The 17,452-nt window shown below is 30.8% G+C and carries 17 protein-coding genes, 1 riboswitch and 1 other annotated feature; of the genes, 1 reads left to right on the top strand and 16 read right to left on the bottom strand.

All coding sequences use genetic code 11. From position 1 onward, the window contains the following. Positions 1 to 7: 7 nt before the first annotated feature. The 8 genes from trpD to CLJU_RS07850 all read right to left on the bottom strand — a co-directional run bounded on the left by trpD (position 8) and on the right by CLJU_RS07850 (position 8,271). Positions 8 to 1,021: an anthranilate phosphoribosyltransferase gene (gene trpD / locus CLJU_RS07885; RefSeq protein WP_013238270.1), complete on the bottom strand. Its 1,014-nt coding sequence runs from the start codon at positions 1,019 to 1,021 to the stop codon at positions 8 to 10. After that, complete coding sequence (locus tag CLJU_RS07880; RefSeq protein WP_013238269.1) at positions 987 to 1,592, bottom strand: anthranilate synthase component II; 606 nt, start codon at positions 1,590 to 1,592, stop codon at positions 987 to 989. The genes trpD and CLJU_RS07880 overlap by 35 nt, the downstream gene beginning before the upstream one ends. A 1-nt stretch (position 1,593) precedes the next feature. Beyond that, on the bottom strand, positions 1,594 to 3,024 hold the full coding sequence (trpE, locus tag CLJU_RS07875; RefSeq protein ID WP_041705078.1) for an anthranilate synthase component I: 1,431 nt from the start codon (positions 3,022 to 3,024) through the stop codon (positions 1,594 to 1,596). Between the two features lie 135 nt (positions 3,025 to 3,159). Further along, positions 3,160 to 3,393, bottom strand: a binding site (T-box leader). A 49-nt stretch (positions 3,394 to 3,442) separates the two neighbouring features. Then, complete coding sequence (locus CLJU_RS07870; protein WP_013238267.1) at positions 3,443 to 4,087, bottom strand: VC0807 family protein; 645 nt, start codon at positions 4,085 to 4,087, stop codon at positions 3,443 to 3,445. 14 nt (positions 4,088 to 4,101) lie between these two features. Beyond that, positions 4,102 to 4,803 (bottom strand): flavodoxin family protein, encoded by a 702-nt coding sequence (locus CLJU_RS07865; RefSeq protein WP_013238266.1) that lies wholly within the window; start codon positions 4,801 to 4,803, stop codon positions 4,102 to 4,104. Between the two features lie 18 nt (positions 4,804 to 4,821). Then, complete coding sequence (locus CLJU_RS07860) at positions 4,822 to 5,382, bottom strand: PadR family transcriptional regulator (RefSeq protein WP_013238265.1); 561 nt, start codon at positions 5,380 to 5,382, stop codon at positions 4,822 to 4,824. A 350-nt stretch (positions 5,383 to 5,732) separates the two neighbouring features. Further along, entirely contained in the window at positions 5,733 to 6,710 is a 978-nt protein-coding gene (locus CLJU_RS07855; protein WP_063562604.1) for a metallophosphoesterase family protein, read from the bottom strand. A 187-nt stretch (positions 6,711 to 6,897) separates the two neighbouring features. After that, the gene (locus CLJU_RS07850; RefSeq protein ID WP_013238263.1) at positions 6,898 to 8,271 is read right to left on the bottom strand and encodes an amino acid permease; all 1,374 of its coding nucleotides are present in this window, start codon (positions 8,269 to 8,271) and stop codon (positions 6,898 to 6,900) included. 340 nt (positions 8,272 to 8,611) lie between these two features. Here CLJU_RS07850 and CLJU_RS07845 point away from each other — a divergent pair, with 340 nt between their 5' ends. Next, positions 8,612 to 8,845, top strand: a complete 234-nt coding sequence (locus CLJU_RS07845; protein ID WP_041705077.1) for a hypothetical protein — start codon at positions 8,612 to 8,614, stop codon at positions 8,843 to 8,845. Positions 8,846 to 8,907: 62 nt separating this feature from the next. On the opposite strand, the gene CLJU_RS07840 is transcribed toward CLJU_RS07845, so the two are convergent. From CLJU_RS07840 to uppP, 8 genes are all read right to left on the bottom strand, one after another. Then, positions 8,908 to 10,161 carry an Nramp family divalent metal transporter gene (locus tag CLJU_RS07840; protein ID WP_013238261.1) on the bottom strand — a complete coding sequence of 418 codons (1,254 nt, stop codon included), beginning with the start codon at positions 10,159 to 10,161 and terminating at the stop codon, positions 8,908 to 8,910. Between the two features lie 14 nt (positions 10,162 to 10,175). Further along, on the bottom strand, positions 10,176 to 11,402 hold the full coding sequence (locus CLJU_RS07835) for a magnesium transporter (RefSeq protein ID WP_013238260.1): 1,227 nt from the start codon (positions 11,400 to 11,402) through the stop codon (positions 10,176 to 10,178). 229 nt (positions 11,403 to 11,631) lie between these two features. Then, positions 11,632 to 11,820: riboswitch (M-box (ykoK) riboswitch) on the bottom strand. A gap of 96 nt (positions 11,821 to 11,916) precedes the next feature. After that, a complete protein-coding gene (locus CLJU_RS07830) occupies positions 11,917 to 12,537 on the bottom strand; it encodes a hypothetical protein (protein ID WP_041705074.1) in 621 nt (206 codons plus the stop codon). Between the two features lie 561 nt (positions 12,538 to 13,098). Then, positions 13,099 to 13,722: an undecaprenyl-diphosphatase gene (locus CLJU_RS07825; protein WP_013238257.1), complete on the bottom strand. Its 624-nt coding sequence runs from the start codon at positions 13,720 to 13,722 to the stop codon at positions 13,099 to 13,101. 25 nt (positions 13,723 to 13,747) lie between these two features. Continuing rightward, on the bottom strand, positions 13,748 to 14,422 hold the full coding sequence (locus tag CLJU_RS07820; RefSeq protein ID WP_013238256.1) for a DedA family protein: 675 nt from the start codon (positions 14,420 to 14,422) through the stop codon (positions 13,748 to 13,750). A gap of 256 nt (positions 14,423 to 14,678) precedes the next feature. Then, complete coding sequence (locus tag CLJU_RS07815; protein WP_013238255.1) at positions 14,679 to 15,293, bottom strand: manganese efflux pump; 615 nt, start codon at positions 15,291 to 15,293, stop codon at positions 14,679 to 14,681. 167 nt (positions 15,294 to 15,460) lie between these two features. Continuing rightward, positions 15,461 to 16,240: a transglycosylase domain-containing protein gene (locus CLJU_RS07810; protein WP_013238254.1), complete on the bottom strand. Its 780-nt coding sequence runs from the start codon at positions 16,238 to 16,240 to the stop codon at positions 15,461 to 15,463. Positions 16,241 to 16,529: 289 nt separating this feature from the next. After that, positions 16,530 to 17,321: an undecaprenyl-diphosphatase UppP gene (gene uppP / locus CLJU_RS07805; RefSeq protein WP_013238253.1), complete on the bottom strand. Its 792-nt coding sequence runs from the start codon at positions 17,319 to 17,321 to the stop codon at positions 16,530 to 16,532. Positions 17,322 to 17,452: the final 131 nt, after the last annotated feature.

Here is a 17,452-nt window from a genome sequence, read left to right as displayed (position 1 = left end):
ATGCCTCCTAAAAATTATTACTGCACTTTATGAGTTCATTCATCTTTTCATAAGCTTTTTTAGAATCTATAATATCTTCTGCCATCTTCACTCCTTCTTCCATGCTTTCACATGCTTTTCCAACATATAAAGCTGCTGCACTGTTTAAAACTACAATATCTCTTCTAGCACCTTTTTCTCCTTGAAAAATTTCCCGTATAAGTGCTGCATTTTCTTCAGCAGTATATCCTTTTATGGCATCCATACTGCATACATTAATTTCAAAATCTTCTGGATTTATTTTATAATCTGATATTTTTCCATCTTTTAATTCACTCACATAGGTATTACAAGTAGTAGTTATTTCATCAAGTCCATCTTCTCCACAAACTACCATAGCCCTTTCACAGCCTAAATTTGAAAGTACTTTTGCCGCTGTGTGAGTTAAATTCTTATCATATACTCCAAGTACCTGGCCTTTTACAAAAGCTGGATTCGTAAGTGGGCCTAGTAAATTAAATACTGTTCTTATACCCAATTGCTTTCTTGGACCGGCTACATTTTTCATTGCACGGTGGTACTTTTGAGCAAACAAGAATGCCATACCACTTTTATCAATACAATTGGAAGCATATTTTGGTTCTAAATTTATATTAAAGCCTAACTTTTCAAGTACATCTGCACTTCCACTTTTACTTGATACTGCTCTGTTGCCGTGTTTTGCCACTTTCACTCCTGCAGCTGCAGCTACAAAGGATACTGCTGTGGATATATTGAATGTTCTTCCTCCATCCCCTCCTGTTCCACAAGTATCAATAACATACTCTGACTCTAGTTTTAAATTCTCCGCATTATCCCTCATTGCCCTTGCAAATCCTGTTATTTCCTCTGCAGTTTCACCTTTCATTCTCAAGGCTGCTAGAAAAGCTCCTATTTGGGAATCTTCTGCATTTCCCTGCATTATTTCATTCATAGCTTCATAGGCTTCACTTTCCTCCAAATTACTTTTACATATGATTCTCTCTATTGTCTGCTGCAACATTACAAATCCCCCCCAAAAAATTTTTTATTATTTGCTTTCCCTTCTCTGTAAGAATTGATTCCGGATGAAATTGAAGTCCATAAACTTCATATTCTCTGTGCTTCACAGCCATTATCTCTTTGTCATCCAAACTTTCTGCCGTTACCTCAAGTTCTTCTGGTAAAGTGCTTTTTTCTATTATGAGAGAGTGGTATCTCATGACATTTATAGAATTTTCCAAATTTTTAAATAATTTATTTGAGACTATGCTTACTTCCGATGTCTTTCCATGCATTATATTGTTTGCTCTCACTACTTTTCCACCGTAAGCACATCCAATAGCCTGATGTCCAAGACATATTCCCAAAATAGGAATTTTACCTCCGAATTTTTTTACAACCTCTATACATATACCTGCATTTTCAGGAATACCAGGTCCCGGGGAAAGTATTATTCCTTCAAGATTTAACCTCTCTATCTCATCCAGTGATATTTTGTCATTTCTAAAAACTTTTATATTCTCATATATTTCACCAATATACTGGTAAAGATTATAAGTAAATGAATCATAATTATCTATTAAAAGTATCATCTTATATCACCTCTATCATAGCCATAGCTTTATTTAATGTTTCCTGATATTCTCTTTCTGGAACAGAGTCATACACAATACCTGCACCAGCTTGAACATATGCATGACCATCTTTAAAGAGTATGGTCCTTATTGCAATGCAGGTATCCATGTTTCCATTAAGTGAAAAGTATCCAACTGCACCAGCATATATACCTCTTTTAGTATCTTCAAGCTCATCAATTATCTCCATAGCCCTTATTTTAGGTGCTCCAGATACAGTTCCTACAGGCAAACAAGATATTAATCCATCTAAATATCCCAAATCTTTTCTCAAATCTCCTGAAACCTTTGAAACTATATGCATAACATGAGAGTAAAAATCTACATCCATAAATCTATCTAGTTTTACACTTCCAAACTCACTTATTTTCCCTATGTCATTTCTCCCAAGATCAACTAACATCACGTGTTCCGCTCTTTCCTTTTCATCTTCTAACAATTCTTTTTTTAATTTTAAATCCTCTTCCAAAGTTTTTCCCCTAGGTCTTGCACCCGCTATAGGGTTAGTCATAACCCGTCCATTCTTTACACTTACTAAACTTTCTGGAGAGGAACCTGCTACTTTAAATTCTTCAAAATCTATATAAAAAAGATAAGGTGAAGGATTTTTAGCTCTTAATCTTCTGTACACTTCAAAGGGATCTGAAGTACTTTCAAATTTCAGCCTTTGTGACAAAACTACCTGAAATATATCCCCAGCTTTTATGTATTCTTTTGCTTCTTCTACCATGCTGCAGTATTTTTCCTTTGAAACATTTGATGTAAACTTTTTACATTCTTTAACTTCTGAAAGTTTATGAATCACATTACTTGTACATATCATGTCTTTCAAACTTTCCAGAGAATTTACAATACTTTCATAAGAACACTCATCATCTTCTGCCACATTGTAAATAAAATAAACTTCATGTTTAAAATGGTCATAACACACAAAAGATCTATAAAACATGAGATATGCTTCTGGTGTTTTTAAAACATCTTCATTTTCATCTGGCAGCTTCTCATACTGCCTTATCACATCATATCCTGCATAACCTATAGCTCCTCCTGTAAATGGTATGGAAACTCCAAGAGAATCATAAGGTACATTCAAATATTTTTTTATATAATCCAACACTTTTCCCTGAACACTTCTTATTCCACTTTCATCTTTTACACATATTTTACTGCCATAACTTTTTATCTTCCTATAGGGATTCATTCCTACAAAAGAATATCTTCCTATTTCATTTTCAGAATATATACTTTCAAATAAGAATTTATTTTTTCCTTCCAAACTGTAGTAAATACCTATAGGGGTAATCTCATCTCCATTTATCTTTATAAATAAGGGGAACGTCTTTTTCAAATTTTTATAATAATAAAATTCTTCTTTTTTAAGATTGATCACAAAATACCACCTCTTTGATTTAAAATTATACAAAAAAGACCATTTCATCCTTAAACTGGGACGAAATGACCGCGTTGCCACCCAAATTAGCCTCTATTTATGGTGAATTTTTTGAAAATAAAAAACACCTCATCCTTAAAGGACGAAATGTTGAATTTCGTTATGCCACCTAAATATAAACTATCTTTTCCAGGTACAGATTTACTCGATACCCTGTCCTTTTAACGGTAGACTACCGGTTTTTGCTACTATAATTTTGCATTACACCTCCAAGACCCATTCAATACAGACTACAGTACTTGGCTTACACTACCCCAAATTCGCTTAAACTAAATTTCCATATTTACTATTTCTTTTCACAGGTTTTATATTACTAACTTGTTTTATATATTAAAGCTTTTTTTCCCCGTTGTCAATACTAATTTTTAATCTTTTGGCTTTTCTTTTTGAAATATATTTTTGGGAATGTGATGGAAAATGCCAGGAGCAAAATACTTAAAATATTTCCATATATATTAATTACAGCATAGTATAAACTCATGGATGCAACTTTAAGAAGTACAACACCTAAAATCACTTGACTTAAATTTCCAAATCCCCATATTGCGCTGAGAAATCTCCAAACAAATTTATGATCTTTATCATTTTTCATCTTTTCTGGAGCATTTTTTAAATAGCTTTGTTCCACTATTACTTCAATCAAAGATTTCCTAGACAATAAAGACAAAAAGAAGAGTAAAGAAACTAAGGCGTTTCCAACCAGAGGAGATACAAAATAAAAGGTAGCATTTTTAGAAATAACACTTCCCACCAAACCAATTCCTGAGAAAGCTGCAGCCATTACTGCCAAAGCATTAATTTCTCTTGTTTTAATAAAATTTGCTATAACAACACCTATGCTCCACAAACCAGAAAATATGATTCCACTAAGAGTCATTTTAAATTTATCAAAAACATAAAATATCACAACAGGTATTATAGCACTTACAACAAAATCCTTATTTAATATGTTTCTCAATATTGAACTTTTATTTTTCACACCATTGGCATATGACTTTTCCATAGCTAACCTCCAATTTATTCATTCCAATTTTTATTTGCATTCTTTAAATACGTTTCCGTATCAATAACATCCCTGTCAAGTATAGCTTGTGTATCATCTTTTACATATCCACACTTTATAACTTCTTCTCCAGCTTTTTCTACTGCCTTAAAGAAAGGTTCATACAATTTTTTCAGCATATCGTTATCTTTAGAAGCAGCAAGTACCCCACCTTTATCACTTAAAATTGCCGCTGCAAGATTTCCCTTAGTCATAACTTTAAAAGTTTCAAGTAAACCGGAAAAATTATATCTACCGGGGAAACCACAATTTGAGATTAAAACAGTCTTTACTGGTTCCTTTTTAAATCGACGGATATGAGAATATTTTTCACCCTTTTTAACTATTTCACCCTTATTCATAGGCAGCATACGATCCATAAAATCTTTCATTATTCCAGTTACAGTAAAATAATATAGAGGAGTTGCATATACCATTACATCTGCTCCTTTTATTTTGTCTAGCAATTCACTCATATCATCCTTATAAACACATTTTCCAGGAGTCTTTGTCCAACATGTAAAGCAGCCTCTACAGTGATTTATCTTTTTATCCTTAAGATATATAGTTTCTACGTCTGCTCCTGCTTTCGAGCATCCTTTAAGGAAATTTTCTAAAATAACCTCTGTATTTCCCTTTTCTCCCCTTGGACTTCCATTTAAAGCTAACACTTTCATTTTATACATCTCCTTAATCTATAAATCTTTTATATTTTCTAAACTTTTCAGTGTTTCATCACACCACTTTAATTTTGCCTCTTCAATATATTTTCCAAACCTAACAGTCGACTTCCACAAAGCTAAATTTTTTTCATCCATTTTTATCTTTCCTGTGTTAAATGCATCTTCAATTTTCGAATATTCCTCAAATTCTTTTTCGCACTCTTCTTTTACACTCTCAATTTTTTGAATAACATTTTGTGTAGGTACATTTCCTGAAAGAGATATCTTCAACAAAAGCTCTGACCTGTTAGGAATACTTTCCACAGGAAGCATAATCCACTCTTTTAGTTCTTTTCTGCCCTTTTCTGTAATGGAATAAACATTTTTACTTGGTCTTCCTTCTGTCTGCTCAACCTGTTTTGTTATAAGTTTTTCTTCTTCCATTTTCTTTAGTACAGGATATATATGTCCATAATTCTCATTCCAAAAATAGTTTATAGAAGAATCACAAAATTTTTTAATATCATATCCAGATCCTGATATATGGCTAAGTACTCCCAAAATAGCATATTTTGTTTTATTTACTTTTGACAATTCAATCTCACCTCTGCTTTATATATCACTATGATATATTATGTTATTTATTATATCATAGTGATATAATAAATCAATATTTAAATTAAATTTTTTATGAAAAAAGTTGGTTATATATATTAAAACATTATAATAGAGCCACATCTCTATTAACTATAGGGATGTGGCTCTATTATAATTCAGTCTATGTTATAAAAATGATATATTGGTTGCAAGTAGGCAAAAATATACTTGAATATACCATAGCACAATATTATCTGTGAATTCGTCAAATATTTTAGTTATATCTTCAGAATTTAAATTTGAATTCACAGTCTTAACCATAGCAGCATAAAGCTAATGGCATCTTTTTACTGCTCAAAATGGTCAATTATTTTTCCATCCAAATTATAGACTGTAACTTCGACTTTACTTTCATTTACATCCACTATTGCAAATTGATATTCCTTAACAGGTGGTATGTCTACGTTCTTTTTATCGATATAATCTTTGTATAATGGTGCTCCAAAAGTACCTGTGGTAACTTGATAGACAAGTTTGTTGAATTTAAAAGTCTGGCCATTAATGCTTTCATTGAAGTCTGAATTTATATGGCGTCGGGTATAGTTATGTTCGTGTCCACAAAAAACCATTGGATTTTCCGCATGGTTAATGATTTTCCAGAGCTTATCCCGCTGCAGCTTATTTACATCCAGCGAGCTGCCCACGTGAGAGCCTGTTGGGTACGCAGGTTCATGAAAAAAATAAAAGTTATGTTTTTTCAAATTTGTATTTGCTTTTATCCAATTTAACTGTGTATCCGATATACTGTGATCTTCACCGGGATGGTTAGAATTCAGCATATAAAATCCAATATTATTTTTATCAAAATAATAGACTGTTTTATGATATCCTCTTAAAAAATTTGCTTTAAACTCATGGAAAGTTTCCTCAAATGCCTGTTCACTTTTAGCTCCAGATGTTGCTTCATGATTTCCAAAACCAGGATAAAAGAAATCAATGGGATAATATTTGGTAACTGTATTCTTAAAATACTGCAGTTGAATCTTTATACCCAAATAGCCAAATCCACCTTGCACTAAGTCACCGGGCATAACTGCAAATGAAGGCTGAGGTATTATCTTTTTTATGCTTTGGAGAGTTTCTGTAATAGCTCTTTTATTAATTCCTCCACCTATCCCCCGACAATCAGCCATAACTACAAAACGCAAGGATCCATTTTTTCCTTGTTCAGTACTGGTACTTGGGTATGGTGAAATCTTTTCTTTCTTATCCATTAGATTTCTAGTTCCACATGAAGTGATTGCAGTAATAATAACAAATATCATTAGAATGGTTAACATCCTTGCTTTAATTTTTAATCTCTCCTCTCAATTGCAAATGTGCATTCAAGTTCTCATATTTATAAATAACATTAACTATTGTCTAATTGAAAATAATTGTATTGTTAATATATTAATAAAAAAATACTAAAGTATAATAACAACAAGACACCTATTATCCTTATTTCTTATATTACTTACTTTTTTTGTTTAAACTAAATAAATAATAGCAAACTATTAAAATAGTAAACCAAATAGGTGCTATAATAATGGCTATTAAGGTATCCTTATTAAAAAACATGGTTACCACCACAAATACTAAAAATGATAGACTAATCCAATTAATGTAGGGATATCCCACCATCGGGAATTTTAGTTCTCTAACTTGTTGCAGTGTAAGTTTCTTTCTGAAGTTCATTTGAGCTATTAAAATTATGCTCCAAACCCAAATTGCACCAAATGTTGCAACACTGGTTACATAAGTAAATACTTTTGAAGGAACCATATAGTTAAGAAAAACTCCAATTAGCATAAAAGCTGAAGAAAATATAATTCCATAAGTTGGAACATGAGTTTTTCCAAGTTTATTGAATACTTTCGGGGCTGTACCTTGAAGGGAAAGATTATAAAGCATACGACCAGTACTAAAAATTCCACTGTTACAAGAGGATAACGCTGCAGTTAGTACTACGAAATTTATAATTCCTGCAGCTACTACAATTCCAAGTTTGCTAAAAGTTAAAACAAAAGGACTTCCTATCGTACCTAGACTGTTCCATGGATAAAGAGACATAATTATAAAAAGTGCACCTACATAAAAGACCAATATTCTCCAAAGAACTTTATTAATAGCTGATGGTATAGTTTTTTGTGGATCTTTTGCCTCTCCTGCTGTAATACCTATAAGTTCCATTCCTAGGTATGAAAACATAACCATTACTACTGACATAATAACTCCCCATATTCCTTTGGGAAAAAAGCCTCCATGAGTCCATAAATTTGAAAACCCAATTGGCTTACCATCATTGCCTAGACCAAATATGATCATAAGTAATCCAAATATAATCAATGAAATAATTGTAACAACCTTAATCAGTGCAAACCAAAATTCAAATTCCCCATAGGCTTTTACAGCAATTAGATTTATACAAGTCATTATAACAACCGCTATAAGAGCTGGTATCCATTGAGGTATGCTGGGAAGCCAAAATTTAACATATATACCTACTGCAGTAATCTCAGCCATACAAGTTACAATCCACATAAACCAATAAGTCCAACCCGTTAAATAACCTGTAAGGGGCCCTATAAATTCGCTAGCATAAGTACTGAATGAACCAGAAACTGGATATGAGATTGCTAGTTCACCTAAAGCTCTCATAATAAAAAACATTACGATTCCTGCAAGTGCATATACTAACAAAATAGCTGGACCAGCTGTTTGAATAGCAGTGGCAGAGCCTAAAAATAATCCCACTCCTATGGCGCCACCAATTGCAATCAATTGAATATGACGTTCTTGCAAACCTCGTTCTAGATTTTCATTTAGTGGATTTTGCTTATCCATTGCTATCCTCCTACACAATTAATATTCTAATATAACTATTAAATCTCATATATAATTAGCAATATACAATTTACGCATTTAATATTCATAGATTTTATATAAATAATACCGCTGCCAAAAATATAATTACAACAAAAAATAGTATACTTAAAATGTATTTTGGATGGCATAGACAAAGATATTGTAATTCCCAAAAATGCTGTACTTCCCATCAGTTATAGACAGCAAAGAAATATTGAAAAACTTAAATTTAAAATTTTTTGGGATTTACGTGAGGATTATAAGTTAGAACCAACTCAGAAGGAAATACCTTCATATTAATTTTTAGGAGGAATGAATTTTGAAGAACATTTCAAATGGACTTCGCATGATTCTTATGATTGGATGCTGCGGAGCTTTGGCAATATTTAGTTCTACCATATCAAAATCTCCTATTTTGCCCATATTCGCAAAAAGTTTAGGAGCAACTGGTATACAAATTGGCTGGATTGCATCAACATCGACTATACCCGGAATTTTGATAAGGTGCATTATCGCACTTATTAACCGGCACAAAACGAAACAAATGACATAAATTAAAAAATAGAGTAAAAAAATAAAAGCCATTCCCCAATACTGACTTTTATTTTTTTTACTCTATTTTTTTAAAGCAGTTACGATAGGTTCAAAAGTTAAAATAGCTGTTAATATAACTAACACTATAATAGTTATCCATCCTATTACATTTTTAGTCCTACCATTTACATATTCCCCCATAATATCTTTATTATTTACCATAAGCATCATACAAATTAAAACTACTGGAAGTAACACACCATTTATAATTTGTGACCATAATGTTATCTGAATTAAAGGTGCTCCTGGAATCAATATAATACCAATCCCAATAATAATTATTATAGTAAACAGTGTAAAAAATTGTGGTGCTTCTTTTAATGTTTTATTTATACCAGCTTCAAAGCCAAAAGCTTCACAAATATAAAATGCTGTAGCTAAAGGTAGTATTGTGGCCGAAAAAATAGAAGCTATAAATAATCCAAAAGCAAAAATTTGAGAAGCAAAAGCTCCGGCAAGTGGCTTCAACGCTAATGCAGCATCTTTAGCCTCATTTATTTGAATTCCATTTTTATGAAGGGTTGCCCCACAAGCTACGATTATAAAAAAAGCAACTACTACTGTAATAATACTGCCAACAACAACATCCCAAAATTCGTATTTAAATTCTTCCATCTTAAGTCCTTTTTCTATAACTGCTGACTGCATATAAAACTGCATCCAGGGAGCAATAGTAGTTCCCACCATGCCAATAACTGTACTTATATAGTCATAATTAGTTTCAATAGAAGGATGAATTAACGCATGTCCTATTTCATGCCAGTCTGGTCTAGCAAAAAGTGCAGAACCAACATAGGATAACAAAAATATGCTAAAAACCAAAAACAACTTTTCAGTAGTCTTATAAGTACCCTTTACCACTAGAATCCATACTGCAATAGCAGCTAGTGGCACAGATATATATTTGCTTACTCCAAAAATCTGCATACTACCTGCAACACCTGCAAACTCAGTAGCTGTATTTCCTATATCTGCAATGATTAATCCAATAAATATAAAAAAAGTTATCTTAACACCAAAATTTTCTCTAATTAAATCTGCCAATCCTTTACCTGTAACTATACCCATTCTAGCATTCATTTCCTGCACTACAAGAAGCACAATAAAGCATGGTATTAATGACCAAAGTAATTTGTAACCATATGCAGCACCTGCTACAGAATATGTTGTAATACCACCTGCATCATTATCTACACTACCTGTTATAATTCCAGGACCTAAAACACTTAAAAATATCAATAGATTTGCCATCCATGTTTTTCTCTTTGCATTCATCATTAACACCCCCACTATCTATACCTCTTATTTGACTTAGTAATTTCATAGAAAATATCATTTATATTAACAATCCCTATGATATGCATTTGTTCATCAATTACGGGTATAGAAAATAGGTTATATTTTGATACAGCTTTAACTAAATCCCTTATTTCATCTGTATCCTTCATATATATAACTTCTTTAATCATAATATCTTCTAATTTTTTATCCTGTTTGGAAATAATTAAATCTCTTAAAGATACTATTCCTACAAGCTTATTTTCATCACTTACAACATAAACATAATAAATTTCATCGATTTCCTCTTTTGATTGACAAATATCATTTACTACATCAGCTACTGTGTAATAAATTGGACATGCTATAAAATCAGTATTCATAATACTTCCCACTAAGTATTCCTCATATTCCATAAGTTCTCTTACTTCATCTGAAATTTCTTTCTCCATATTATTAAGCAATTCTTCTGCTTTATTTTCATTTAATCCATCTAAAACATCTGCAGCCTCATCAGCTGGCATTTCTTCCAAAATATCAGCTGCCTTATCTGTAGATAATGTTCTGATCAAGCTTACCTGTACATCTTCTTCTAGCTCTTCTAATACATCTGCAGCTTTTGCGTTATCTAAGCTAGAGAAAATAATTGCCCCCGTATTTACATCAAAATCCTCAATTATATCTGCAAGATCTGAAGGATGAAGTGTGGATAGTTTATTATAGCTTTTTGAAAGTAAAATGTCTTTTGAGGTAAAAGCCGTTTGAATATCATCCCATAACATTAGTTTACTTGATATTTTAAATCCTAATCTCTTTAATGGTTTTGCAATTCCAATCCTTCTTAATAGCCCATCCATACCAATATCTACTGCTGCAATAAACATACCTGATGGTAATATAACTAATCTAACATCGTTAGCTCTAACTACCTTTCTTCCATTAACATCAACAATCTGTTTGTCTAAAACATACTTTTTCAGTAACATACAGTCACCTAAATCTTTATCTTGAACTTCACTACATATTAAAACATACTGTCCTTTTTCTTTAGAAACATTGATATTATCAAAGCCAATAAATCTTGTTCCTTCTTTTGTCCTAACAACAGCTATGGTAACTTTAGGATTTTGAAAGTTCACATCAACAGCTGCATCCTTTAAAGTTCCTATTACTTCTTTACTAGTCGTATAAATTTTATTGCCCAATATTCTACTTAAATAAACACTTGTAAATTGCATTGTATACACTCCTTTGCTTTCAGGGTGCACAATGCAAATTTTTTAATGCAAGTACATCCCTATAATATTTTTACCAATAAATCTTTAAGTTTTATATAATTACATTTATGACACGGGTCACTGTCCATTAAATTCATCACCCTCCTTAGCTTGATAATTTATCCAATAAAAAATCTCTTCACAACAAAATGAAGAGATTGGATCCTTAATAAATTCCAAGACAAAAATAGTACATCTTCACTCGTTGAGTTTTGACTCTGTAAAGCTTAGATCATAAGCATTCATATTTCTATGAATGTTGTCAGCTACATTAAGTAAAACCTTAATCCGGTAGTACCTGCTCACCCATTGGCGTCTCTCGACATTTCTGGGCAGTAGCGTATGTCTTGTACAGTAATCTCACCTAACAATGTTATTAAATTATATTTTCAATTAATAATAATCTATTACTCATTATATACATATATTCCTCAGTTGTAAATATTTTTTAAGCAATCATAATGTTAAAAATATGTTACTTAGAAGCTTTATATCCTGCACACTCTGCAGCCCATGTTGTCGTAAAATAAACGCTATTTTTAGTATTCTTCATTTCATTATTGTAAGAAGAATTTCCTGGAATATAATATGTGTTGTTACTGGTATCTCCTATAATAGTTCCTTTGCCATTTGCATCTACATACAATTTATCTTTACTGTCAGTGCTATAAGTATAAATTGGATTAGTACTGCTTTGTCCAAAATTGCTTTGTAAAGTATTAAAATCATTCTGTACTGAAATAAGATCATTCTGCAAGTTAATAAGTCCATTTTGAAAATTTACAGAACTGCTTATAGTTCCAAAAGAATATAAACTAGTTTGTTGACTACTGCTAGGGTTACTTGGAGTAACAGTACCGCTAACAGCTACCTGTGTTTTCCCTGACATTGGATATTGATTTTTAATATCTATCTGACTAAGAGCATATTCTGAATTAACCATTAGAACAAACAGTAAAAAATATAAAATTGCCGGCAATCCATATCCTAATCCAGCTTGCCACTTCTCTCTAAAAAATATAGGTTTAATCAATATGGATTTCAAAAAAAGCATCATAAATATGATTCCTATACAGTAAAATATCCACTCAATCATAATAACACTTCCAAATTTAAATATTTTTATGCATTATACATCTAAATCATTAAAATCAGATTAAACTGCTGAAAAACAAAATGAAATAATTACTGACCCACTGCAAGATACTTTAAGCTTAGGAATAAGCAGAGATGCAGATATTTCCCACATATATGCAGAAATATCCAAGGAAAATAATTTTCACATTTTTTTACAAATAGATTTGAATATTGACAAATTCACTGATTATAACATCAATATGCTACTGTTCAACAAAGGTAAAATTTCTAAATTTAATATTCAATTTAAAGACAAAAAATTAATATTAAAACACAATTCCATCATTCCAATAACAACTACATATGGAGGAATAAAATATTCTGTGTACAGTGGATTTATCCACATTACTATTCCTTATAAAGATACAGGAAATTTCGACCACATGTTTATAAATGCCTCAACCTCTATAGAAAATCATACACTTGATAAAACTGCATGGAAAATGGTAAATACAATTTAAAAACAGCACCTAATTTATTCCATAGCAATAACTATTCGGAATAAATTAGGTGCTTAAAGTTATTGATTTTTGAATGTTGTTTTTGTGTTGCGTAAGTTCTGTTTATTGTATAATCTACTAAATCCACCCAATGTTATCAATTTCTTTTCAAGTATTTCATACAAATTTTCAATTTTGCTCCTCAATTTCAGATTATAAATGTAACTTGTTCCACAAACAATCATATACGCACCTATAACATCCATAGGATAGTGCTGTCCAACATATACTCTTGAAAATCCTACAATTACCGACAATATAGTTAACATTAAACTAAGTACCTTATTATACTTTCCAAGTCCTAACGCTATACTCATTGTCCCCATTGCATGGTCACTTGGAAAAGATGCGTCTTTCACATGAGTAAATAATAGATTTACCTTATTATGAACAAATGGCCTGTCCTTATAGTAAATGCCTCCAATAATAAAACTTAAAATCAGGTTGATTACTGTAATAACAAAAGTGCTAAACGCAATCTTTCTATAATCAGAATTTGTTTTTACAATTCCTAAAATAAATACTGTTGCAAGAGCTGCCATAAATATATAAGGTACATCCTTTGAAAAGAAAATCATTATACTATCTAAAATACTATTTTTATTTGCTAAATTATTTATTAATCTAAAAAGTTCCATATTCATTTTTAACTATCCTTTCTATCAATAATCAAGGCTCTATATTAATCATATCTCCACTGTTATTATTTTCATTTCTCTTTTCTCCTATAAATGTAACTACTCCTGGGATAAGAGAAATTATTATAATGGCAATTAGAACATATGAAAAATGTTGTTTTATAAAAGGTAAGTTTCCAAAGAAATACCCTCCCCCTAAAAATAATGTAACCCACAAAAATCCACCTAGCATATTATAAGTAATAAATTTTGAATAACCCATCTTCCCTATTCCAGCCACAAAAGGTACAAAAGTCCTTATTATAGGTATGAACCTCCCTACTACTATAGTCATAGAGCCATGCTTTTTATAAAATCTGTGTGCCTTGTTAAGATATTCTTTATTTATATACTTAATATCTTCTTTTTCTAAAATTTTAGTTCCAATCTTTTTCCCTATGTGATAGTTAACTGTATCACCAATAACTGCAGCTAAGTAAAATGCAATAAATAGTATTAATATTTCAAGTGATCCAGTAGATGCCAGTGCCCCCGCTGCAAATAAAATAGAATCTCCTGGTAAAAATGGAGTAACAACTAATCCAGTCTCACAAAATATAATTAGAAATATAACAGCATATGTCCATATTCCGTAATTTTGTATCATTACATTTAAATATTTATCAAGATGCAATATTACACTAATTAAAGCTCCTATAACACTCATATTTTTCTCCCTTCGTAATTAAAATATAATTCATCTTTGCTCTGTTATACATTATCAACATATGAGATTAAAATTAGATTAAAAAGCTCTTAGATTTATCTTAAAAATGATTTTTTATCAAACAAATGTCTACCAGCTTTTTAATTATATGGCTTTTAGTATATAAAAAGATGCTGCCTCAAAATGTATTTTGAGACAGCATCTTTTTCTTCTAATTTACTTTTACATCACAATTGACAAAATAACTAAAAAAATATCAATTAAAGAATTCAATTATACCAAGTGCTATTAATAATATGCCCGAAATTAATGGTGCATATTTACCAAATAATTTACCCAATATATGATTACCTACAGCTTCACCAGTTATAATTGTAAGAATACTTAATATAAATGTAAATATAACTGTAAATTGAATATTAACTCCTGTTATACTAGCTGCTATACCGGTACCTAAGTTATTAAAGGTTAAGCCAAACGCTACAAGAAGAGCTTCTTTTATATTTATATCACCGGAGTTGTCCAAATCTGACTTTTCGGCATATTCAATCATATCAGTAATGTCTTTTAAAGCAAGTCCATTTGATTTTTTATTATTTATAAGTTTTATTATACTTTGTGTTATAAAATATACCCCCAATATAGCAATGGCTATAGAACCTAATGCATTTGCTATAGAGTGAGGTAAAAATTTTGATATATACACCCCAAGTGACATTGATAGAAATGTTCCTGTACAAGTTATAATTGCTATTGCAAGGTTAGGAATTATTCCTATCCTTATTTTCTTTATTCCGTAAGCAATACCCACAACTACATTATCTAGGTTAGAGGATAAACTAAACAATAATGCAGATAAAATTAATATCATGTATAGTCCCCTTTTTTATTCTTTCCGTTTTAGTATATGGTTTCAAATTTTTAGTGTGATTAAAAGTTCAAAAAAGGAGCTTATTCAAGATACTCATTATTATGGGTCATCTAAACAAGCTCTAAAAGAAATATTGAAATATATTATAATACTAACAGAACGCATTACTATTTTTCATCCAGATTTAATACTATTTTATAATTAATCGCATTCTCATATTCCGTATCAGTTATATAGTTATTTTCTTTCATATTTTTTAATATTAAATTTTTTCGCTGCAAGGCATTATCTAAATGCTTTATTGGATCATAATATTGGGGATCATTAGGTATACCAACTAATAAACATATTTCTGAAAGATTCAGTTCTCTACAATCTTTATTAAAAAATTTTTTGGAAGCAGAATTAATACCATAAGCATTGTTACTAAAATAAATATTGTTAATATAAAACTCTAATACTTGATCTTTTGTAAATTTTTGCTCTAGCTTTGTAGCAATAAACATCTCTTCTAATTTTCTTTGATAATTTTTATCAAAATTCAAGAACACATTTCTCGCTAATTGTTGAGCAATAGTACTTCCTCCTTGCGTTATTTTCCCATTGTTAACGAATAAAGAATATACTGCTCTAAAAACAGCCTCTGTACTAATTCCTCCATGTTTATAAAAATTCTTATCTTCAATAACAATAAAAGCATTTTTCACATTATTAGGAATTTGTGTAGATTCTAAATATAGAGATTTTCCGTTATTTAAATACTTTTCTCTATTTTTAAAAGTATACTCTGAACAATTATTTACTTTTATAACTGCATCGTCATATAGAGACTTAACCGTATGTCCATATTTAAGATAAATGAATCCACTAAAAATAATAACTAATACCAAAATACTTAAAAATAAATGTTTTAATAAACTACTTCCTCTGTTTTTTTTCTTTGGCATTTAAAATCTCCTTTTCTTAGAAATTCTATTTTTACATCATTGTACCACACTACTTTATCCGATGACTACTCGCTCTAATACTCCCACGCACACAGCGAAAGCGACTATCACCAAATCAAAGATTTGGGATATCTGCTTTTCTGCAAGTGGGAGTAAAGAGCGACTACGTCCCTGGATAACGATTTCTAAGCATCAGATGGAGTTAAAACTCCATCTGATGCCAAGAACTCTGTTTATACAAGAAATTTCTATAATAAAAAAGAGCTCTCAAAAATAAAATATTTTATAGCTATTTTCTTAAAAGGTAAATAGCTATAAAAGTAAAGCCTACTACAATTCTATAAACTACAAATATACCAAATCCCTTATTTTTTAGATAATTTAATAAGAATTTAATACTTAAAAATCCAACCACAGCAGACACTAAAACACCTATAGCAAATGATGGCATACTGCTAATTGGAGTATGTATTAAATCTTTTAATTTAAGTAATCCAGCTCCTAAAATAATTGGAGTGGAAAGAAGAAATGAAAATCTGGCTGCACCTTCTTTTGAAAGGCCAGAAAATAATCCAGTTGTCATAGTGATTCCAGAGCGAGATACACCAGGTATAATAGCTAAAGCTTGTGATAATCCAATAAAAAAACTTCTTTTAAACCCTATATTCTCAACTGCTACCTCACCATCATATCTCTTATCTGCAATATATAATATTATACCTATTATAATAAGCATAGTACCTATAAGGGCGAGGTTTCTAAAGGCAGATTCAGCTTGTTTTTCAAATAGTTTTCCTACTACAGCTCCAGGTATAGAAGCAATTACTATAAACCAAAATAATTTACCATCCTTAGATTTTGGATTCATAATACCAGAATAAATTAACTTAGTCCAATCCTTCCAAAAAAATGCGATTACTGCAGCAAGAGTTCCAAGATGTAGTGCTACATCAAAGGCAAGGCCAGGATCCTGCCATCCAAATATTTGTGGAATAGCTATAAGGTGAGCGGAACTAGATATCGGCAAAAATTCTCCTATACCTTGAACAATACCATATATAATCGCTTGTATTATTGACATTTATATTCCTCCCTAAAATGAATTTATTTATACCTCTTTCTTATCAAATATATAATAGCCAACTGTAAAGAAAATTACTCCATATGATAACACCATAAATTAATAATATTATTACATCATTAAAATCAGAT

This window comes from Clostridium ljungdahlii DSM 13528, assembly GCF_000143685.1.
In the GTDB taxonomy this organism is placed as follows: Bacteria; Bacillota; Clostridia; order Clostridiales; family Clostridiaceae; genus Clostridium_B; species Clostridium_B ljungdahlii.
Note: the sequence above shows the minus strand (reverse complement) of the source record. Positions and strands in the feature narration are given on the sequence as shown.